Source organism: Laspinema palackyanum D2c (genome assembly GCF_025370875.1).
Lineage (GTDB): Bacteria > Cyanobacteriota > Cyanobacteriia > Cyanobacteriales > Laspinemataceae > Laspinema > Laspinema palackyanum.
Genome location: NZ_JAMXFD010000038.1, coordinates 1 through 22,605, shown reverse-complemented (window position 1 = coordinate 22,605; position 22,605 = coordinate 1). Strand labels below are relative to the sequence as shown.

The window sequence follows — 22,605 nt, the reverse complement described above, 5'->3', positions numbered from 1 at the left end:
TTAGGGGGGCCGCGTTCAAACTGGGTCAGTCCTAATTTTTGGGAGTGCGAGCATTTTGCTGGCTCTAGTCAAAAGCGAGCAAGATCCTCTCACGGATAGTAACTATCCGTTTGTGAGTCTGGGAAACGCTAGATTTGGGCGATCGCCCTGAGCTAATCGGTTTCGCCCCCCCGAGCATGAACTCGCAATCCTTACCGGAAAATCAAGCTGAGTGTTTCCGGGGGGGTGATCACCCTCGCTTCCTCAGTTGCGTCCCCGAGGGCATGGGGTGCAACCCGGAAGGTGAAGGAAGGCAAATGCCAGCCTGAATGGGTTTAGCAACGGAATCGGCTTAGAAATCAGCACCCATTGGGCTGGATATCTTGTTCTTGACAGGGGAAGATATTAAACGTATAATTTCTGGTTGGTCATAAGTTACCTTGGGTCTCTTCAGAGAGCGGAAGCGTAATCTGGCTATTTTAATTATAAACATGAGCGATTCTTCCTGAATCAAAGAAGTTGCACAATCTCATTTCCCCGAATGGGCAAGCCACCCCCTACAAAACCCTGGATTTGCTGCTTGCGGGGAAATAACCCTGAGCAGGTTGTTAAGATGAAGTCGCAACAGGGTGAGCTTGAGCCGGTCCCAGCTCTCTAAGCCCGTGAATTTTGATTGACTGGAAGGCACAACGGACGAGAGTATCCCGCAAAGATAAAGAACTCATAAAGACCCACAGAGGAACTTCCGGGAAGAAGATGCCCCCATGGGGTTATTCCCACCCCAGCATGGTGGCGATCGTCTGGGAGAGGGTGAGGGAATTGAAGGGTTTAGAAATAGCACCGACGACTTTTAGCTGCTCAAGCTGATGTTGGGTAAACCAAAGTGCTTTGGCGGTCAACAAAACCACCGGAATTGACTGGGACTGGGGATTTTTTTTGAGGCGATCGAGAAAAGCAAAGCCATCCATTCCCGGCATGGAAATATCCAGCACGATCGCATCCGGTTGCTCTGTAGCTGCCAGATTTAACCCATCTTGAGCTGATGGCGCTAATAAAACCCGCCATCCCCCTAGGTCTTCTAAGCAAATTTGTACAACCTCTCGAACCGTAATTTCATCATCAACCACTAAGATGAGTTTCTCATTCATAGCCCCCTCTAAGTCCAATAAATATTAGGAAAATGGCGAGCAACTGGATTTAATTGTTGTTACTATGGGCTAGATTTTCTACCTCGATGCGATCGCAGAAAACCCTGCCGGTTTTCCCGATTTTTTCGGTTCCCTGTGGTCCCCCTCAAACACTTTTTTTGGGTATTCTTGGCTTCACCCTGAGGCAGTCTAGGGAATGGACGAGATTGCCGTTTCCCCTCCGAGAAAGGATTCTCCATGATCCTGGAGAATTTGTCAATCACTGAATTTTATCGAACCCGTCGGTTGCCGGAATCACCCCGAGATTTAATCCAAATTTGGCCGGTAAAAGTCATCATTTGAAGACACCAACCCGGTCCCCCTTTCCCGGTCCGAGGCGATCGCCTCGGACCTGGATTCATCACGGATTGAGCGGCTCACTATAAGACTTTTAAATCAAAGTGTTCAGGGTAATTTATCCAGGACTGTAATGGCTATGGAGTTAGGGCCTCTGGGTCCGCAGTTGCTCACCGGGACCCGACAATACCCGGGTCCAATTTTAACGGGTCAAAACTGCCCCAGATTTTCCTCCCGTTCACATCTGGGCTTGAAGGTCTTTAAAATAGCGCATAAGCTTTGAGATTCAGCATTTTATCCCCCAGGACTGAGGGAGTTAAGTGTATTCAATCCACCGAATCGTTGCCTATTGATGTTTAGATTACCCGAGCAACATGAAGAACTGATTAAGAAACCTCATTTCCCGATTTCTGGCATCAATGGGGAGGATCGTCCAGGGTAAAGTAAAAGGTACTTCCCTCACCCAGGGTACTTTCGACCCATAAGCGGCCTCCATGTTGATGGACGATGCGCTGACAAATGGTCAACCCTAACCCGGTTCCCCCTTTTTGCCGGGAGTCGGAGGCATCTACCTGTTGGAAGGGGTTGAAAATCATCTCTAGTTTATCCGGTGGAATGCCTCGACCGGAATCTTGGACGGCGAATAGAACTCCTTGCCATTGGGGTTGAACGGTCAGGGTAATGATACTTTGAGGGGGAGAAAATTTAATCGCATTACTGAGCAAATTGGTCAAAACCTGCTGAAGGGCATCGGGAGAGGCCCAGACGGTGGCAGTACCAGGGGGTAAGGAGAAGCGGACTCCTGCCTGGTCGGCGATCGCCTGGAGACCTTCTACGGCTTGGGCGATCGCCTTGGCCGCATCACATCGTTCCTTGACTAATTCCAGACGACCGGACTCCAGCCGTTCTAAATCCAAAATATCATTCACCAGACGCACCAAGCGATCGCTGTCAGTCAGGGCAATTTCTAGCATTCGCTGGACTCGTTCGGGCTTATTTTGATAAATCCCACTAGCAAGCAGTCCGATCGCCCCGCGAATCGAAGTGAGGGGGGTGCGGATTTCGTGAGAAACAATCGAGATAAATTCATTTTTCATTCGTTCAATTTGACGGCGATCGCTAATGTCCCGGGCGATCGTGGAAATCCCGATCATCTTCCCTCGCCCATCTTTCACCGGAGAAATCGTCAAGGCGACATGAATCAACGTCTCATTCTTTCGCATCCGCACCGTTTCAAACTGTTGCACCGATTCACCCTGGACAATTTTCTCTAGCAGGGTGGTTTCCTCAGACTGGCGATCGCTCGGTACGATCAGGGTCAAAATCGACTGACCGATCGCCTCTGGGGGAGAGTACCCAAATAACTTTTGTGCACTGGCATTCCAACTCACCACCGTCCCATCCAGGGTTTTGCTAAAAATCGCATCTTCAGAATCCTCAACGATCGCCGCCAGTTGAGATAAGGCCGCTTCAGTGCGTTTGCGATCGCTAATATCGCGCAAAATGGCCGTAAAAATTTGTTCTCCCTCAATCTCCAACTTAGAAATCGATGCTTCTGCGGGAAACTCCGTCCCATCGGCACGACGGGCGGTAATTTCGGTCCCCTCTCCCATTGATCCGGCTCTAACGGAGGTTTTGCCAAAATTCTCGACCCAGAGACGGTGATTGTTGACAAAGCGACTAGGCATCAGCAGGTCCAACGGTTGACCCAAAACCTCCGCTGCACAATAGCCAAAAATACGTTCTGCACCTTGATTAAATAAAGTAATCCGTTGTTGAGCATCCACTGAAAGGATCGCATCTCCGGCAATTTCCACCAACCCGGCTAATCGCGCTTGAGAGGCTTGCAGGGCGCGTTCTGCGGTTTTGCGATCGGTGATATCTGTTGCCAATCCGGCCACTCTCACTAATTTTCCCCTCTGATCCCGAATCGGAAAGGCCCGAGAGTGAATCCAACGCAGGGAACCATCGGGGCGCAAGATCCGATACTCTTGATCATATTCCCCGTTTAAATATTTTTGACTCACCCCCTGTTCCACTCGGGGGCGGTCTTCAGGATGAATTGCATCCAGCCAGTCGTCCGGGTTCTGATACAGTGTTTCACAACTGCGACCCCACATCTTTTCATACGCCGGATTGATATAGATCAATTCTTTGCGCTTGAGATCCGCACTCCAGAAGATATCTCGTATATTTTCCGCCAACTGACGGAACCGAGACTCACTTTCGCGCAGGTCGGCTTCAGCTTGGTGGCGACGGGTAATATTGTTGTTAATTTCCAGCACTTGCAGAGGTTGTTGAAATTCATCGTACTGCAAGACCCAGCGCGAAGCGACGATCAACGGGATGCCGTGGGGTGGGGTATGGGTAATTTCCCCTTCCCAGTATCCCACCCTCAGCAGTTCGGCTTCGATTTCAGCTAGGGGTTGGGGAAATTCGGAGGCGAGGAGTTCGTGAGAAATTTGCCCGATCGCCTCGGATTTGGAAATCCCATACATTCGTTCTGCACCCCGGTTCCAAAAGGTGATGCGACCCTTGAGGTCTCGGGTGAGGATGGTATCGTGAGCTAACTCTAACAACTGGGCTTGTTGTTGCAGGAGTTGTTCGGTCTGCTGACGTTCGGTGAGTTCCTGTTGCAGGCGATCGGTGAGGGCACTCAGTTGGGCGGTCCGTTCGGCAACCCGGGTTTCCAGTTCCAGATTGGTTTGTTGCACCCTGGCTTCGGTTTGTTTGAGATCGGTGATATCTGTGGCCATACTAATCGCCACTCGCCGCCCATCGGCGAGGGTTCCGAGGGGGGCACAGGTAAACTGCCAGGTCCGGTTTTTGCCGGTTTTGGTGGTGATGGTGTATTCTGCTGTGCAGATGATCTGTTCCTGCAAATCGTAGAGTTCGGCAATGGCGGTTTGCACCTCCTGGGAACAGTCGGGATGGGCTTGCCTTGTCCAGTCGGCGATGGTGGGAATGTCGCGATGATGGTATCCGGTGAGATCGGTCCAGGCTTTGTTGATTTGGATGATTTCCCCCTTTTGGGTATGGATCATCAAGGGCAGGGGGGCCAGATTGAGGATGTCGCGAACCCGATTTTCATGAGCCGATAAGGGGATTGAGGTCAGGGATTCCTCCGGCGCGAGGGTCTCCCCGCCCAGGCGATGAACTTCCCGGCGAAGTTCTTGCAGTTCGGCAATCAGTTGTGCTTGGCTTTTATCCCAGTCGGAAATGCCGTTCATGGCTGCTGTTCTTTTGTTTTGTGTTTGAGGGCTTCCAGTTGTTGCCGAAAGCGATCGCGTTCGATCCGGCTGGTAATGCGGGTGACTAATTCGGGCCCGACAATCGGTTTGCCAATAAAATCATCGGCCCCTACGGCGAAGACTTGGCGCAGGGATTGAGCATCGGTGTGAGCGGTGACGACTAAAATCGGCAGGTCCCCCCAGTTGGGGTCTTGTCGCACGACTTGACAGAGGTCAATGCCATTAAATTTTGGCATTTCTAGATCCAAAATCAGCAGATGGGGGGCGACGGTGGTCAAAATTTCCCAAAATTTTTCGGAATTGTTGAGGGTGGTGACTTCGAGTCCCCAGGGTTGCAGGAGTTCTTTCATGACAGCAAGGGCGGCAGGGTCGTCATCGACGATGAGGACCTTGGCTTCTGGGGTGGCTTTGGGGGGCAGAACTTGGGCGATCGCTTTGAAAATTTGGTCACTGGAGGCGGGTTTGAGCAAAAATCCCCGTCCTCCGCACCGCGACACGGCAACGCGATCGGCGAGGTTATCCAGGGCGGTAAAGACTAAAATCGGCAGGGTGGGAAATTGGTGGCTGACTTCCTGCAACCATCGCAGTCCGGCTTTTTCCCCGGGGGAGGTGCTGGTTTCAGGACAGGCGATATCCAGGAGAATCAGATCCGGGGTTGTCCGGGCGATCGCTTGACGCGCTGCGGTGAGGGTGAGGGCGCTTTCTACCCCCATTCCGAGGTTGGCAGCTTGGGCGTTGAGGGTGGTGGCGATCGCCCGATCAGAGTCAACCACCAGCAGGGTCCGCCCTTTGGCAGGGGCCGGGATTTCTAGGCTGCTCTCGGTTGGGGGTTGGGTCAGTTCTTCGCTTAACGCTCGGGTCAGTTGCTCCAACTGCTCGGTTTCAGAAGTCCCTAGAAGGGTGGGTGACATCAGCAGGTATTCAATTTTCCGCGCCAGGTTGGAGCCTTCTAAATAGCCGAAGGGACCCAAGGACCCGGCCAGTTTATGGGCTTCCTGGATGGCTTGTTCCTGGAGTTCGTTGGTGAGTTTTCCCTCAGCTAGAGCGTTGTAGGCTTGCCGTAGGAGGGCAATTTGTTCGTTTAACCGGGGTCGATATTTTTCCAGAATCTGGGCAATGGAGGCGATCGCTTGTAATTTCTTCCCCGGGTTGGGAGTCTTCTGCTTTGGGGTTGTTTCAGTTTCGGGGGTCTCAGGATTGGGCTCGGTGGCGGGTTTGAGTCGATACCCGAGTCCATAGACGGTTTCAATGGGGTCTTTGTCAATGCCGATGGCTTTGAATTTCTGCCGCAGGTCTTTAATATGAACGGTTACGGCATTTTCTGTGGGGGAATCATCAAAGGACCAGAGGCGATCGATGATGGCACTGCGACTAAACACCCGTTGCGGATTTCTCAAAAACAGTTCCAAGAGCTTATATTCCGTCGCTGTCACCCCCAAGGATTGTCCATTCCAGGTGACTTCCCCAGAAACGGGGTTTAAGCACAAGTCTAACCAGGTTAGGGTCTCGGTGACTGGGGTTGTCCCTCGTCGTAGCAAAGCCCGGATCCGCGCCATGAGTTCCGAGAGATTATAGGGTTTGACTACATAATCATCCGCCCCCGCATCCAATCCAGTGACAATATCCTGGGGAGAGTCTTTCGCCGTCAGCAACAGGATGGGTTTTTGATAGCCTTGTTCCCGCAGTTTCCGGCACAAGCTGATGCCATCAAGTTTGGGAATTACTAAGTCGAGTAAAATCAGGTCGCATTCCAACATGGTGGCCAGTTCCAGGGCCGTTTGCCCATCTGCTGCCACTTCTACGCTATAGTTCTGCTTTCTCAAGGCGACGGAAAGGGCTGCACTGGCCGGTTCGTCATCTTCAACTAGAATGATTTTCATGATTCTGAGGGTCTGTATCAGTTGCTATGTCATGGGATTTGGGACTCGGTATCTCCTCATACGCGGGGTTTGGGTATAGGGTGGGTTGTTTTGGTTGAGACCAATTTTACTCCAGGGGTGAACGCGCTTTTGCTCTAGTTTACAAAAAGTATAGTTTCCCCGTCGCTTCTTCTCTTGGGGATTTCCCAGGTACTGAACTCACCGCTCCAAACTGCTGTGAATTAGAATAGCAGTAGTCTATCTCTGGGTTTTACCCCTATGGGTATTCAAGTTAAACCGCTCTATCGCGCCTTTCAACTCTACCAGAAATCCCGAAAATTAGGGGATTTTGCTCTGTTAAAAGCGGATGCTTTGGGTGCCAAAGCTCATCCAAATCTGGCCCCCAAACTGGCATCGGTAACGGGATACTATCCCGAGATTAATGTCGAACAGTTGTTACAATATCCTCCCGGTACTTTCGGGCGCGAATATGCCGATCATCTCACAAAAAATCAACTCAAACCCTTTAATGTCAGCCGCGAATTCGATGCGATCGCCCAACGCAATGTCTTCGCCCTCCGCTATGCGGTAACTCACGATATTTTCCACTGTTTACTCGGCTTTGATACCAGCTATGCCGGAGAAATTGGCGTTTTAGCCTTTGCAGCAGCGCAAAATTACAGTCCCGCCCTAAAAGTGAGTCTCACGTTTGCTAAAATCCTCTATCCGCTTTTGGCCCCTCGACAGCGCGGGGCTATCCGGGCTAATCTAGCGAAAGGACAAGCACTGGGAAAACAGGCTGATTTTTTACTCGGTTATCGGTTTGAAGACCATTGGCAGGAACCCGTCGCCCAGGTGCGTCTAAACTTAGGATTACCGGCAACAGTTGATGAAATTCCGGGAATAATTGCGGACCCCGCCCTACCTTCAAGGTAGCTTTCTGACAAAAGTTTGAATTTAAAATAGGAATGGATAAACCATGAGTTCACTGTCCAGTCATCCCGCTGCTTCTGAGGTTCATTTACCCAAGGGACCGGCCCGTTCTACTCTCTGGGATAGCCTGTCTATGATTCTGAACCCGATGGATTTTTTAGACCAGATGCGATCGCAATATGGAGAGCTTTTTCTGGTTCCTGGCTTTGGGCGATTTCCTGAAGTGATCATGGTTAATGACCCGAAAGCTATTCAACAAATTTTTACCGCAGATGAAAACACTTTTGATTCCGGGGTGGGTCTTGACCTCGTTCTTCCTTTAGTCGGAGATAATTCACTAATTCTCCTGGATGGCAATCGCCATAAGCAACAACGCAAACTGTTAATGCCCCCTTTTCATGGGGAACGAATGCGAAACTATGGGGAGTTAATTTGTAACATTGCCGATCAGGCGATCGCCCGCCAATCCATCGGCAAAACTTTTTTAGCAAGGGAAACCATGCAAGAAGTTTCGCTGGAAACAATTTTGCGAGCAGTCTTTGGCTTGAAAGAAGGCGATCGCTATCAACAAATCCTCCAACTTTTGACCGAAATGTTGGATTCTTTTAACTCTCCCTTTAAATCGGTCTTTCTTTTCTTCAAAACCCTCCAAAAAGATTTGGGACCCTGGAGCCCCTGGGGCAACTTCCTCCGCAAGCGAGAATTACTCGATCGCCTACTCTATCAAGAAATCCAAGAACGGCGCGCCCAAGGTAATTTTTCAGGAGAAGATATCCTCAGTTTACTCCTAAATGCCCAGGATGAAGAGGGCCAGCCGATGAGCGATGTAGAATTGCGCGATGAATTAATGACCCTGCTATTTGCCGGTCATGAAACCACAGCAACAGCATTGGCTTGGGCGCTTTACTGGCTGCATTACCGACCCGATGTTCGTGAAAAATTGCTACAAGAATTACAATCAATTGATATCAAAACAAGCGACCCCACAGCGATTACTCGCCTCCCTTACTTAAATGCGGTTTGTTCAGAAACTCTGCGAATTTATCCCGTTCTTTTCTTTGCATTTCCTCGGGTTCCAAAACAACCGATGCCCTTAGTAGACTACCAGATTCCCGAGGGAATGATGCTCACCATTTGTATTTACTTATTGCATCACAATCCGGAAATTTATCCTGACCCCAAAACCTTTAAGCCTGAGCGGTTTTTAGACCGGCAATATTCCCCCTATGAATATATACCCTTTGGAGGAGGAAACCGCCGCTGTTTAGGAGCAGCTTTTGCCTTATTTGAAATGAAATTAGTTCTGGCAACGGTTATGTCCCACTATTCCCTTGAACTCATCAACCCGCGCCCAATTTTCCCGGCTCGACGCGGGGTGACTTTTGCTCCAGCCGGAGATATAGCATTGCGCGTTACGCAGCGCAAATAATCGGCTTTTCATCAAAAATTGCGATCGCCTCTTTCCGGTAAACTGAACTGCCAAACTCAGGCGATCGCCTCATTTCAGGCGTAATAACCCCACCCGGTGGAGAAGGACAATCTCCCCAGGAACACCCTGTATAAACCCTGAGATTGCCCATCCAGCAATCATCATGAATCCCAAAATTCTTGACCGGAGTGAGAGCATCTTGCCCCCACCTTGCTATCAGCCAGCACGCTGCTGCCAGTCCTTAATGCCCTTAAATAACTGCTGTAAGACGCCCTCTATTATACTAAATAACCCCATCCTGAAATAAAAACAGCAACACTCCGAGAACACCAATACAGTATTAGCCCAATATCTGCCCAGAACGCCCAAAATTTGGGCGAGTACCCCCATTTTTGGTCGTTGGCATCTCATCGGATACCGACGCCCTAGAGAGCAGACAGTGGCGATCGCAGCATTAAAGGTTAACGTTATCACTTTCTAATTCTTAAATCTTTATGGAATTTTTATCACGAATTGCGAAAAAATGTAACAGTTAATCCTTTTTTTAAGGAAATTTGATTACAATAAAGTCAAATCGGCGAATCCCCATTCAACTGTCACTTTATCCCGATCCTAAAGGGATATTTCTGTAGGAATGGGGGGCTAGGATTTAGAGGTTTTAGGCGTTCCTGCCTATCCACCTTTCCTTGAAACAGGATTGTCCAGGATGGGTGAAGAATTACTCATTCATTCACAACCCATCCCTCAATCATAAGTCGTTAGTTTGATTCGTAGAGGTTGTTTTATGTCATCGGATAACCAAACCGTGCCCCATCTGCATACTCAAAAGGAAGTAGAAGAGGCCGTCAAAGAGTATAAAAGTAGTGACCTCAGCGGCACTGAGTTGATTTCTTTATGGCAAGCAATTCACGATGCCTCGTTGGACCTCGCCGGAACCAAAGCTGTTGAAACCGAGGATGAAGTTCCCGGTGAGGATAGTTACTAAGGCAAATCTAGCAGATTAGAGGCAACTGCCCTCAATTTATCCCGGTGGGGATGCCGCCGATGCTGAACCTGCGATCGCAGTTCCCTTCGGCGGCAAAAGGGTTTTCAGACTTACGGTAAATCCGTATTTCCCATCAGGTAGCGATCGCACTCCCGTGCCACCCCGCGACCTTCATTAATCGCCCAAACCACCAGACTCTGACCCCGACGGCAATCTCCTGCCGCAAACACCCCGGGAAGACTGGTTGTATAGTGCTCATGTTCCGCTTTGACATTGCTGCGGCCATCCCGTTCTAATCCCAAGGAATCCAACAGGGGCTGTTCTGGACCCAAGAATCCCATCGCCAACAGCACCAACTGAGTCGGAACCACCTTCTCCGTCCCCGGAACCGGCTTCGGAGTAAAGCGGCCTTGTTCATCCTTGAGCCATTCTACCACCACTGTATGCACAGCTTTCACCCGGCCTTTATCATCCCCCTCAAACTTCGTCGCCGTGGTGGTATAAACCCGAGGGTCAGCCCCAAATTTCGCCGCTGCCTCTTCCTGACCATAATCTAACTTATACACCTTCGGCCATTCCGGCCAAGGATTGTTAGAGGCCCGAGTTTCGGGAGGTTTCGGCAAAATTTCCAACTGCACCACACTGTTGCATCCATGACGCACAGAGGTTCCCACACAGTCAGTCCCCGTGTCACCCCCCCCGATAATCACCACATCTTTGCCTTCAGCAGAAATAAAGCTACCGTTTTTGTGTCGGTCTAAAACCGCTTTGGTATTCCCTGTGAGGAAGTCCATCGCGAAGTAAATCCCCTGGAGATCCCGCCCTTCAATGGGTAAATCCCGGGGTTTGGTTGCGCCAGTACAGAGAATCACCGCATCATACTCTTCCATCAGTTGTTGCGCCGTGATATCTTTGCCGACTTCTGTATTACAGACAAATTTCACCCCTTCATCTTCCAGGAGTTTAATCCGGCGTAATACCACTTGTTCCTTATCCAACTTCATGTTAGGAATGCCATACATCAGCAATCCACCAGGGCGATCGGCCCTTTCATACACGGTCACTTCATGTCCAACCCGGTTCAACTGCGCTGCTGCCGCCAATCCAGCAGGACCGGAACCGATCACCGCCACTTTTTTCCCCGTGCGTTTTTCCGGAGGTTCCGGGGTAATCCATCCCTCATCCCATCCCTTGTCCGCGATGGTATTTTCAATATTTTTAATCGTCACCGGAGGGTTCGTAATTCCTAGGACGCAGGACCCTTCACAAGGCGCGGGACAGACGCGACCCGTAAATTCCGGGAAATTGTTCGTTTTGTGGAGGCGATCGAGTGCTTCATGCCACAGACCCCGATACACCAAGTCATTCCACTCCGGGATCAGGTTATTCACCGGACAACCGCTTGCCATCCCACTAATCAAAGTGCCGGTATGACAGAAAGGAGTGCCACAATCCATACAACGCGCCGCCTGGGTGCGTAGCTTGTCCTCCTCCATGTGCAGGTGGAACTCATCCCAATTGGCGATGCGATCGAGGGGGTTCAGTTCAGACGGTAATTCGCGCAGGAATTCAATAAAGCCAGTGGGTTTTCCCATCGTTAGTGTCCTCTGTTCAAAATACGGGGGTTGCGGTTAAAAGGCGGGATAAGTAGACAGTCAAAACTGTACAGGCGATCGCTGACAAGCCGTTTGATTCTACAGGTTTGCCGTATTTTATCATTGCCTTCATTGAAAGTGAATATCGAATTGTTAAGCAAGGCCCTAAAGATGACCCATTTAAAAATCCAGCCAATCCTCATCCCAAGCGGGTTCTCTCCCCCTACCCCCCACAAATCTCCGAGGATTCCAAATGTTATCATTTTCCAACATTTTGCCGGTTCCGAGGGCATCCTTGAACTGAGTAGAGGCACAGTTGTAGGCAGGGTCAGTTCACCTATGGATTGCCTTTATCCCCAACTTCTGAGCTTTTATGCAGGGGTGCGATCGGCATTGAACTGGATAAATCCACCAAACCCACAGGGAACGCAAATCACTTTACTTTTTAGAGTAACTCAGCATAAATATCATCCGCCGTATCGTCCCAGACTTCCTGCAAAGAAAGGAGAGAAGCTAGGACCAGAAACCGGGTTTCTTAACTTAATCTGTTGCTAATCACCCACATTTTGTTTAAGAAACCCGGTTTCTAACCTTTACTCTACCGACGCCCTAACTTCCCTCAGTCCTCCCCCTCACCCAAGCGCGAAACGCCTTGATTGCTTTATTTCTCCCTTCAACTTTACTTTGCTCTAAATACTGAGGAATCACCTCACCCAAAGGCAACCCAGGAAAATGAGGACTTTCACTCACCTGAACATATTTTCCCCCTTGCAACACATTAATTTCCAACCTCGTCCCGTCAAACCGCCACAGTTCCCCCACCCCTAATGCCTCATAATTATTAAACCGAGTTCGAGCAGTGATATCAATTTCAATCGCCAAATCTGGCGGCGGGTCTACCGTTAAATCAATCCGCTTTTTCCCGCGAATAGCTGCCTCATTTTCAATATAGAAACAGCTATCCGCTTCTAAACCCTGTTGCATTTTTTCACTTTTAAACGTAGTAGAAGCCAGATTTCTAAACTCGATGTCGAGTTCTTCCAGCAAAACTTCCACCAAGTTACTAATAATAATTTTATCATCTTCATGTTCCGGTAAGGGTACCATAACTTCTAAGACCCCCTGACTATAATTAATCCGCACACCCGGTTTTTCAGCATACTCCTCTAACAGTTGTTCATACATCGGCCAACTAACATCAGTTATCAAGAATTGTGTAGCCGGTTGGAGAATAATTTGTTTAATTTGAACTTCCATAGTTTCCTCCAATATAATGGGGCATTTTAACTTAAGGTTTAGTCTTCAATCGTTTGCAGAAAATCTTCTGGTGTCAGTATCTTTACATCCTGAAAAGGGTTCATTACCAATAAATCGCGATCGCCACTAATGATATATTCGGCTTCTCCACTCAAGGCCAGTTCTAAAATATGGTTATCTTTTGGATCGCGGCATACTTCAACAGTTTGAATATTTTCAACTAACCTCGAACATTCAACCAGCTTATCTAAAAACGCTTCTCGTTCTTCTGAGGTAAGGTATCGATTAAATTTTTTCCGCCCCAAAACTTGAGTCAACTCTTCTAATAACTCTACAGACAATAGAATGTCTCCATGCTGTAAAGCATATCTCAAAGATTGAGAGGGTTTTCCTCTTTCAAACAACAAAGCGCTGACAATTACATTAGTGTCAAAGACATAGCGAAGGTTACTCATCATTTAAAATCGAGTCCAATATTTCCGGGGTCAACCCTCTTTCTTGGGCTTTGCTACTAATATCGTTCATCAGTTCTTCTAAACTTTGTTTTGAGCGAGTGGCTTCAGTCAACTTTAAACTCAACAACACCTCTAACTTCCGTTGCTGTTCTTCCGAGGCATTTTCAAAAATTCGTGCAGCTTCGGCATTAACGCGAATAGTAATTGTTTTAGTTTCCATGTCCAAAATTTGTTTTTTTACTGATGTACTATCGTTGAAATCAAGATGCCGTAATTTATTGGAGAACTGAGGTAACCTTAGCGTCAGAGAGTGGATTCTATGGAATCAGACTAAACTCATAAACAGGAGTTTCTATAACTCGCTTAGGTTTTTCTTGTCCCCCAATCATTTGCTGAATTCGCTCTACTGTCTCGGGAGAAAAAAACGAGTCCCCCGTTTCTTCACAAACTCGGGCGGGGACATTTTCAATCATAAAAAATTTGCCATTCAATTCTAAGGTGTAAGTTACCTTTTTTGCTATCAATGTTTCTTGAAAAAAATCATCAATCATAATTAGAGATTCCTGGTTCAAAAATCAATCCAACGATTCGCATCAGTGAAAAAATCTCTGTCTCTCCGTGAAAATCTGTGTAATCCGTGGTTCATCCCTCCCCAAATCAAAAGAGGGCAGGCAACAGCCCACCCTCCTAACTATAACCTAGCTACCCCCAATCCGGGCAACATCTCGGGCATTCTGTTCAAACGCTGCATCCAAGGCATCATCGCCGCTTAAACCGGACGCTAATGCACTTTCCAACGCTTGCAATACCCGCTTGTAATCCCGTGGCATTACCTTCACAAACTTAGGAACCATTTCCTCCCAGTTTGCTAACACTGCTGCCGCTTTGGGACTGTTGGTATAATCCGCGTGTTTCTGGATCATCTCCCGGACGATCGCAATTTCACTCGGTTCTTCCAACTTCTCCATATCCGCCATCTGGGTATTACACCGGGTGGCGAAATCTCCCGATTCATCCAGGATGTAGGCGACGCCGCCACTCATCCCCGCAGCAAAGTTCCGTCCGGCAGGTCCAATCACGACGACTTTACCGCCGGTCATATACTCACATCCGTGGTCACCGACACCTTCGACAACGGCATGAACCCCAGAGTTGCGGACGGCGAACCGTTCCCCGGCAATCCCCGACAGATAGAGTTCGCCACTGGTTGCACCATAAAGGGCGACGTTGCCAGCGATGATGTTCTCATGGGGGACTAAGGTGGATTTCTTGGACGGATAAACGATAATTTTACCGCCACTGAGTCCTTTGCCGATGTAATCGTTGCCGTCCCCTTCCAGTTCTAGGGTGACGCCTTTGGGTACAAAGGCCCCGAAACTTTGTCCCGCACTTCCTTGGAAATGCAGGTGAATCGTGCCATCTGGCAATCCATCCCAATGTTTTTTGGTGATTTCGTTGCCGAGGATGGTGCCAACGACGCGGTTAATGTTGGTAATCGGGAGGGTTGCTTTGACTTTTTCGCCGTTGTCGATCGCCCCTTTGCACAGATCCAGCAACACTGTCATATCCAGGGATTTCTCTAATCCGTGGTCCTGGGGAATCTGGCAATAGCGACCCACTTCCGGACCGACTTGCGGTTGATACAGGATGTTGGAAAGGTCAATTCCTTTCGCTTTCCAGTGGTCCACTGCTTTCTTCGGTTCCAGCAAGTCGGTCCGTCCCACCATTTCATTCAGGGTCCGGAACCCAAGCTGGGCCATGATTTCTCGCAGTTCTTGGGCGATAAATCTCATGAAGTTGGCCGCATATTCGGGGTCTCCCATGAATTTGGCCCGCAGTTGCGGATCTTGGGTGGCAATTCCCACGGGACAGGTGTTTTTATGGCAGACGCGCATCATAATACAGCCCAAGGTGACCAAAGGTGCGGTGGAAAATCCGTATTCTTCGGCACCGAGTAAGGCAGCGATCGCCACGTCCCGTCCTGTCTTCATCTGTCCATCGGTTTCTACCACAATCCGACTCCGCAGATTGTTTAAAACCAGGGTTTGATGGGTTTCCGCCAATCCTAACTCCCAGGGTAAACCGGCGTGTTTAATCGAGGTTTGGGGGGAAGCACCCGTACCGCCATCAAATCCCGAGACGAGGACTACATCCGCGTGTGCTTTGGCAACCCCAGCAGCAATGGTTCCCACACCGACTTCTGAGACTAACTTCACGTTAACTCGGGCGTTGCGGTTGGCATTTTTCAGGTCATGAATCAACTCCGCTAAGTCTTCGATGGAGTAGATATCATGGTGAGGCGGGGGCGAAATCAACCCGACGCCTGGAGTCGAGTGGCGCACTTTGGCAATCCAGGGATAAACTTTCAATCCCGGTAATTGTCCGCCTTCTCCGGGTTTAGCACCTTGTGCCATTTTGATTTGAAGTTCCTTCGCCTGAGAGAGATACAAGCTGGTGACGCCGAACCGTCCGGATGCCACCTGCTTGATGGCACTATTTTTGGAGTCTCCCCGTTCGTTGGTCCAAGTATAACGGTCGGGGTCTTCGCCACCTTCCCCGGTGTTGGACTTGCCACCCACTCGGTTCATGGCGATCGCCAGTGCTTCGTGCGCTTCTTTAGAAATCGAACCATAGCTCATCGCGCCGGTTTTAAACCGTTTCATGATGTTCTCAATCGGTTCTACTTCTTCTAAAGGAATCGGTTCCTGTGCCTTAAACTCCAACAATCCGCGCAAGGTGAAGAACTTCTGGTTTTGTTCATTCACTTTGGCGGCATATTTCTTGTAGAGTTCGTAATTGCCCTCACGCACTGCTTGTTGCAAGGCGTGAATGATTTCCGGACTCAATAAGTGAGCTTCGCCGCCTTTGCGCCATTGGTATTCACCGCCCACATCCAGGGTGTGACCATTGGCATCGCGATCGGGGAAAGCGTGAGAATGACGCATGATGGTTTCATTGGCGATCGCCTCTAAATCCACCCCTTCAATCCGGGAAGCAGTCCAGGTAAAGTACCGACTAATCACCGACTGATTCAACCCGATCGCCTCGAAAATCTGTGCGCCGCGATAGCTTTGAATCGTCGAAATCCCAATCTTCGAGGCAATTTTCACCACCCCTTTGGTCACCGCTTTGATGTAATTCTTGACAGCGGTTTTATACTCCACATTCACGAGTAATTTCTCGCGAATCATGTCATCAATGGTTTCAAAGGCGAGATAGGGATTAATCGCCCCACAACCATATCCAATCAAGGCGGCAAAATGATGTACTTCCCGAGGTTCGCCGGATTCCAGCACTAATCCCACCCGGGTGCGAGTGCCCTCGCGAATCAGATGGTGATGCAGTCCAGAAACCGCCAACAATGCGGGAATCGCTGCCTTTTCCCGGTTCGTCCCGCGATCGCTGAGGATGAGGATATTCGTACCCGAGGCGATCGCCTGACTTGCCTGCGCAAAAACCGCTTCCAGGGCCTCTTCCAATCCCTTCACTCCCGCAGTCGGGTCAAATAACATCGGGATGGTTGTGGATTTAAACTCCCCTTCATTCACTGCTTTGAGTTTTGCCAACTCTTCATCGGTGAGAACCGGAGTTTTCAACTCAATTAAATTGCAGCTTTTCGCCGTAGGTTTGAGTAAATTGCGTTCCGATCCAATCGTCGTTTCTGCCGAAGTGACAATTTCCTCCCGAATTGAGTCAATCGGGGGATTTGTAACTTGGGCAAACAATTGTTGGAAATAGTCATACAGCAATTTCGGGCGATCGCTTAACACCGCCAACGGCGTATCCGTTCCCATCGACCCGATCGCTTCTACCCCATTGGTCGCCATTGGCGTCATCAACAGGCGCAATTCCTCAAAGGTGTACCCGAACGCCATTTGTCGCTGAATCAACGGCACCGGGTCTATTTCCCGCAATTCGGGCGCATCTTTCAGTTGAGAAAGGGCGACTAAATTCTCATCAATCCACTGCTGATAGGGATGTTCGCTGACAATTTGGGTTTTGATTTCTTCATCGGAAATAATCCGACCCTGTTTCATATCCACCAGGAACATCCGACCCGGTTGCAGGCGACCTTTATAGGCAACTCGTTCCGGTTCAATCGGTAAAACCCCCGCTTCCGAGGCCATAATCACTAAATCATCCTTAGTGACGTAATAGCGAGAGGGACGTAAACCATTGCGATCGAGGACTGCCCCCATCATCGTGCCATCCGTAAAGGCGATCGAGGCCGGACCATCCCAGGGTTCCATTAAGCAAGAATGGTACTTGTAGAACGCCTTTTTCTCGGGACTCATGGACTCATGGGCCGTCCAGGGTTCTGGAATCATCATCATGACCGCATGAGGCAAAGAACGCCCAGAGAGGAACAGCATTTCCAACGCATTATCGAAAATCGCCGAATCGCTGCCTTCTAAGTCAATCACCGGATACAGCTTTTTCAGGTCCTCGCCAAACAGTTCCGACTCAAACAGGGACTCCCGGGCGTGCATCCAATTGATATTGCCCCGTAAGGTATTGATTTCCCCATTATGAGCAATGTAGCGATAGGGGTGAGACCGTTCCCAACTGGGGAAAGTGTTGGTACTGAAGCGGGAATGCACCAGGGCCAGGGCACTTTCCATCGTCTCATCATGGAGTTCTGGGAAATAGTCCCCCACCTGGACCGGCATTAACATCCCTTTATAAACCAGGGTCCGGCAGGAGAGACTGCAAACATACCAGAACGAATCCAGTCCACTGGTGTGGATTTCCCGTTCCGCCCGTTTGCGGATGACATACAGCTTGCGATCGAACGCCAAATCATCGGTAATATTGGCACTGCGTTGGATAAATACCTGGCAGATAAAGGGTTCGCTGGATTTTGCCGTATTCCCCAAAGAGGAGTTATCCGTGGGCACATCCCGCCATCCCAGAACCTTTTGCCCTTCCTCGGCGACTATTTTTTCAAACAGACTCCTACTTTGCTTGCGAATCGCAGGGTCCTGAGAGCAATAGATATTGCCCACCCCATATTCCCCGGCATTGGGTAATTCGATGTTTTCTGCTGCGGCAACTTTTTTCAGAAACACATCCGGGACTTGGATTAAGATTCCAGCACCATCCCCGGTATTATTTTCGCAACCACAAGCACCCCGGTGGTCCAGATTGAGGAGAATAGTCAGGGCCTGTTCAACGATAGAGTGGGATTTTTGGCCTTTCTGATGAACAATAAAGCCAACACCGCAAGCATCGTGTTCAAACTGAGGGTCATAGAGTCCCTGTTTTTGTGGCAGTTTTTGATGGTTCATAAATCTCGTTAAGGATGGAAAATCAGGTCAGAAAGCGCGGTCAAGATGGAAGGACCCGCAGCTTTAGGATGGGCCTTGGGATGTTGAGTCAAAGAAACCCTACCGGAGTAGGGGGAAGCGTTGCGATTCACCGTTCAGGGGTCTTGAAGTATGTTGGCAATACGGGACCAGACGGGAGGCAACGAGAGCAGGGGACAGTTAATGGTTCTGTAGTTTGGGTTTAGGGATTCTAGCCTAGGTCGGATGATTTTTAGTCAAAAAGACGCTAGGGTATCGGTTCTTAAGGAAAATTCTAACGGATCTACTCTGAAGCGCCGGATCAGTTTTCTATGGTTTTTTGACATTTCCCACGAGGGAATCAGGGTTTGAGAAGGAATTCGCGTTTCTTTGACAAAATTTAACAAGTAGACTGCGGGCAAAATTCTAAAAAGCCCCCCTTATTAAGGGATCTATCCGGTATTTTGCAAGAGGTCTAGTTGCCAAGGGGCGATCGCTTGTGAAATGAGGCTGTAAATCCGGGAAGGTTTCAAACGGGCGAGGGTTTGAACCCACTGAGCCCCCTGTTCTGTTAAACTTAACGATAGGAAAGTCCTTTTTTAACGAGAATGCATCAGGGGCTTTAGAACCCAGGGACCCCACCGGATTTTTATCTGATTTGCGCGAACCCTAAGCTGTAGAAAACCCGGGGACAAAATTTGAGACTGAAATCCTTACTCGATAAGGCATTGAGTCTTTCTTCCCTTCTACCCGGTTCGCGCAACTTCTGAAAGCTATACAGGGAAACGATTTGAGGGAAAAATGAAGTTGACCTATTTACAAATCACAGGCTGTAATGGTATTTTAAATCTAAGTTCGCGCAAATGCACCTTGAAAACTTCATATAGCAACGGTTTCAAATACCGGCGGTCTCAATAACCCCTAATCCCTTTCAGGGATTGAAACTCAGCGAATCCGAGCTTGCAGATTTAGCGCCGCAGGTCTCAATAACCCCTAATCCCTTTCAGGGATTGAAACGGGGTACTTCGGGGGCGGGGTGGCTGTGGGGCGGGTCTCAATAACCCCTAATCCCTTTCAGGGATTGAAACAGGGTGAATTTAGCGCGATCGCTTGAATCCCAAAAGTCTCAATAACCCCTAATCCCTTTCAGGGATTGAAACAACTCCCTCCCGTACCCGGTCCAACCGTTGCCGCGTCTCAATAACCCCTAATCCCTTTCAGGGATTGAAACACTTAACTGGAAGTAACCAATCAGATGCAATTAGTCTCAATAACCCCTAATCCCTTTCAGGGATTGAAACATGATAATTATTTCTAATGGGAGGTCCCGCTGAGGTCTCAATAACCCCTAATCCCTTTCAGGGATTGAAACTTCTACTCCAAAATTAAACAACTCTTCCTCTACTAATTCAGGTCTCAATAACCCCTAATCCCTTTCAGGGATTGAAACTCACCCAAAGCCTTAAGCAAGTCTGGCAATTTATCAGGTCTCAATAACCCCTAATCCCTTTCAGGGATTGAAACCGCTCGTCAATGTTGGCAAGGCGTAGCCAGTTGGTCTCAATAACCCCTAATCCCTTTCAGGGATTGAAACCTTCTGAGTTGGCAGAGCTTCGGCTCAACGATTGTCTCAATAACCCCTAATCCCTTTCAGGGATTGAAACTTAAAAAACTTCCCCTCTGCCAATCTCAGGCCGAGTCTCAATAACCCCTAATCCCTTTCAGGGATTGAAACAAGGAGTAGTGCTAAAAATCGTTTAGTTGATGTTAGTCTCAATAACCCCTAATCCCTTTCAGGGATTGAAACAGTAATAACGATGTTCTTTTGGATTTTTTACAAGAGTCTCAATAACCCCTAATCCCTTTCAGGGATTGAAACTTTGAAGGCGTTCCCTTTCGCGTTCCAGGGACTTGTCTCAATAACCCCTAATCCCTTTCAGGGATTGAAACGGGGACAATGTGCTGAGGTGAGTCTTATCAATCTTGTCTCAATAACCCCTAATCCCTTTCAGGGATTGAAACTGACCCGTTCCTCACCTATACCGGCTATGGTTTTGAGCGAGTCTCAATAACCCCTAATCCCTTTCAGGGATTGAAACTGAAGAATCCCAGAACACCTAGGAGTGAGAAACCTCGTCTCAATAACCCCTAATCCCTTTCAGGGATTGAAACGCTATAATGGTAGAACTAATGACAGCAATGCGAGAGTCTCAATAACCCCTAATCCCTTTCAGGGATTGAAACAGATAGGTAATGCAATTCTGGGCGGTCTTAAGTCTCAATAACCCCTAATCCCTTTCAGGGATTGAAACCTAAACAGATGGATGAGCGAGAACTGACCGATTAGTCTCAATAACCCCTAATCCCTTTCAGGGATTGAAACATTATCTTGTTAGCTTCCGATTTTAGGTAATGATTGGTCTCAATAACCCCTAATCCCTTTCAGGGATTGAAACTTGTCGCTACGCCGTCGATTTTGCCCTGACTTTCCAGGTCTCAATAACCCCTAATCCCTTTCAGGGATTGAAACAGGTAAAATTGCTGGATTTTCCAGCAGGTTAATCGGTCTCAATAACCCCTAATCCCTTTCAGGGATTGAAACCGCATAGACCCCAACGGAAATATGCTGCTGATGCGTGTCTCAATAACCCCTAATCCCTTTCAGGGATTGAAACCAGGAATTCTTCTCCCTTGACTGGGATGACCGAGGTCTCAATAACCCCTAATCCCTTTCAGGGATTGAAACTCAACGGATCTGGAGCGATCGCCTCGGTTGCCACGGGTCTCAATAACCCCTAATCCCTTTCAGGGATTGAAACCAATACCTTGTGATTAACAATTACAGCCTTTTCGGGTCTCAATAACCCCTAATCCCTTTCAGGGATTGAAACACCGTAGTTATGAAAAAATCAGCCATCTACTAGAGTCTCAATAACCCCTAATCCCTTTCAGGGATTGAAACCGGTGTACGGTGATATCTTAGCCGACTTTTCCCCGTCTCAATAACCCCTAATCCCTTTCAGGGATTGAAACTCGGCATGGTTAAGTCGGTCTAAGGCATCGTTAGGTCTCAATAACCCCTAATCCCTTTCAGGGATTGAAACTCAACTCATCAAACCCTACTCCTCAAGAGATTGAAGAGTCTCAATGACCCCTAATCCCTTTCAGGGATTGAAACCAAGTGGACGTGACCTTTGTTGGCGGGCATCGGGGCGATCGGGTCTCAATGACCCCTAATCCCTTTCAGGGATTGAAACCCGGAAGAGGCAGAGGGCTTCAGAATACACGAGAGTCTCAATGACCCCTAATCCCTTTCAGGGATTGAAACTAGGGATAATGCTACTCACTGGCAGAAGAAATTACGAGTCTCAATGACCCCTAATCCCTTTCAGGGATTGAAACCAATATTGACGGAAGTGCCTGCTAACTGAATGCGTCTCAATGACCCCTAATCCCTTTCAGGGATTGAAACGCAACTCATGAATAGATTGCCCTAACATCGAACCTTCGCGAATCATTCCGAACCTAACCCACTTACCCCAGGCATCCAAGGAATATCGGTTACTCCGGGTTCATAGCCGAGTTGTTTAATCAGGGTGGTCACCTGTCCTCGATGATGAGTTTGATGGTTGAACAGATGAGTCACTAAAATCCAGGCAGGCATCACGCGCCGTTTCTGGTCCGACTGACTGACATATTCAAAGGGTTGACTTAACCAGTCTGGGTCCAAACTCTGGGTCCAGTCTAAAATTTGCTGGTCTGTCTGTTCCCGTTCGGCTCTCAATTCGGCAAAATCTGCATACAATTCTTGTGAGAGGGATGTCCCAGAAAAGGGCTGATGGGTAAATCGTCCCATCCAGACTTTATCCCCATAGAGCAGGTGGTTCAAGGTTCCGTGAATGGATTTGAAAAATGCTCCTCTATCTTGTTTGCGTTGTTCGTCGGGTATAGACTCGCAAACTTGATAAATATTCTGGTTCATCCAGCAATTATATTCTGCCATCAGTTGATAGGAGGGCTCTTCAGGACTTGTGGTGATAAATTTATCTAATGAATGAGGAGTCCGACGTACCAGATTAGAAGCTGAAGCCCA

General features: G+C 48.7%; 14 protein-coding genes and 1 CRISPR repeat array. Of the genes, 3 read left to right on the top strand and 11 right to left on the bottom strand.

Translation table 11 applies throughout. The features are described from left to right. Positions 1 to 749: 749 nt before the first annotated feature. The 3 genes from NG795_RS26110 to NG795_RS26100 form a co-directional block, all read right to left on the bottom strand. Positions 750 to 1,127 carry a response regulator gene (locus tag NG795_RS26110; RefSeq protein ID WP_367291530.1) on the bottom strand — a complete coding sequence of 126 codons (378 nt, stop codon included), beginning with the start codon at positions 1,125 to 1,127 and terminating at the stop codon, positions 750 to 752. A 752-nt stretch (positions 1,128 to 1,879) separates the two neighbouring features. Then, positions 1,880 to 4,693, bottom strand: a complete 2,814-nt coding sequence (locus NG795_RS26105; protein ID WP_367291529.1) for a PAS domain-containing sensor histidine kinase — start codon at positions 4,691 to 4,693, stop codon at positions 1,880 to 1,882. Then, entirely contained in the window at positions 4,690 to 6,594 is a 1,905-nt protein-coding gene (locus NG795_RS26100; RefSeq protein WP_367291528.1) for a response regulator, read from the bottom strand. Before NG795_RS26100 ends, NG795_RS26105 begins: the two co-directional genes overlap by 4 nt. A 258-nt stretch (positions 6,595 to 6,852) precedes the next feature. Here NG795_RS26100 and NG795_RS26095 point away from each other — a divergent pair, with 258 nt between their 5' ends. Both NG795_RS26095 and NG795_RS26090 read left to right on the top strand, forming a co-directional pair. Further along, entirely contained in the window at positions 6,853 to 7,509 is a 657-nt protein-coding gene (locus NG795_RS26095) for a Coq4 family protein (protein WP_367291527.1), read from the top strand. A 43-nt stretch (positions 7,510 to 7,552) separates the two neighbouring features. Beyond that, positions 7,553 to 8,935 (top strand): cytochrome P450, encoded by a 1,383-nt coding sequence (locus NG795_RS26090; protein ID WP_367291526.1) that lies wholly within the window; start codon positions 7,553 to 7,555, stop codon positions 8,933 to 8,935. Here the strand turns inward: NG795_RS26090 and NG795_RS26085 are convergent. Continuing rightward, positions 8,919 to 9,086 (bottom strand): hypothetical protein, encoded by a 168-nt coding sequence (locus tag NG795_RS26085; RefSeq protein WP_367291525.1) that lies wholly within the window; start codon positions 9,084 to 9,086, stop codon positions 8,919 to 8,921. The two genes, NG795_RS26090 and NG795_RS26085, sit on opposite strands and share 17 nt — an antisense overlap. 633 nt (positions 9,087 to 9,719) lie before the next feature. On the opposite strand from NG795_RS26085, the gene NG795_RS26080 reads away from it, so the two are divergent. After that, on the top strand, positions 9,720 to 9,920 hold the full coding sequence (locus NG795_RS26080; protein WP_367291524.1) for a hypothetical protein: 201 nt from the start codon (positions 9,720 to 9,722) through the stop codon (positions 9,918 to 9,920). A 110-nt stretch (positions 9,921 to 10,030) separates the two neighbouring features. Here NG795_RS26080 and NG795_RS26075 read toward each other — a convergent pair whose 3' ends face one another. From NG795_RS26075 to NG795_RS26045, 7 genes are all read right to left on the bottom strand, one after another. Next, the gene (locus NG795_RS26075; protein ID WP_367291523.1) at positions 10,031 to 11,515 is read right to left on the bottom strand and encodes a glutamate synthase subunit beta; all 1,485 of its coding nucleotides are present in this window, start codon (positions 11,513 to 11,515) and stop codon (positions 10,031 to 10,033) included. A 609-nt stretch (positions 11,516 to 12,124) separates the two neighbouring features. Beyond that, on the bottom strand, positions 12,125 to 12,772 hold the full coding sequence (locus tag NG795_RS26070; RefSeq protein WP_367291522.1) for a Uma2 family endonuclease: 648 nt from the start codon (positions 12,770 to 12,772) through the stop codon (positions 12,125 to 12,127). Between the two features lie 38 nt (positions 12,773 to 12,810). After that, complete coding sequence (locus tag NG795_RS26065; RefSeq protein WP_367291521.1) at positions 12,811 to 13,230, bottom strand: putative toxin-antitoxin system toxin component, PIN family; 420 nt, start codon at positions 13,228 to 13,230, stop codon at positions 12,811 to 12,813. After that, positions 13,220 to 13,447 carry a hypothetical protein gene (locus tag NG795_RS26060; protein ID WP_367291520.1) on the bottom strand — a complete coding sequence of 76 codons (228 nt, stop codon included), beginning with the start codon at positions 13,445 to 13,447 and terminating at the stop codon, positions 13,220 to 13,222. The genes NG795_RS26065 and NG795_RS26060 overlap by 11 nt, the downstream gene beginning before the upstream one ends. 97 nt (positions 13,448 to 13,544) lie before the next feature. Continuing rightward, entirely contained in the window at positions 13,545 to 13,778 is a 234-nt protein-coding gene (locus tag NG795_RS26055; RefSeq protein WP_367291519.1) for a YgiT-type zinc finger protein, read from the bottom strand. 147 nt (positions 13,779 to 13,925) lie between these two features. Then, on the bottom strand, positions 13,926 to 18,515 hold the full coding sequence (gltB, locus tag NG795_RS26050; RefSeq protein ID WP_367291518.1) for a glutamate synthase large subunit: 4,590 nt from the start codon (positions 18,513 to 18,515) through the stop codon (positions 13,926 to 13,928). A 905-nt stretch (positions 18,516 to 19,420) separates the two neighbouring features. After that, a CRISPR array of direct repeats spans positions 19,421 to 21,984; the repeat unit is 37 nt; unit sequence GTCTCAATAACCCCTAATCCCTTTCAGGGATTGAAAC. Between the two features lie 42 nt (positions 21,985 to 22,026). Beyond that, positions 22,027 to 22,515 carry a DinB family protein gene (locus NG795_RS26045; RefSeq protein ID WP_367291544.1) on the bottom strand — a complete coding sequence of 163 codons (489 nt, stop codon included), beginning with the start codon at positions 22,513 to 22,515 and terminating at the stop codon, positions 22,027 to 22,029. Positions 22,516 to 22,605: the final 90 nt, after the last annotated feature.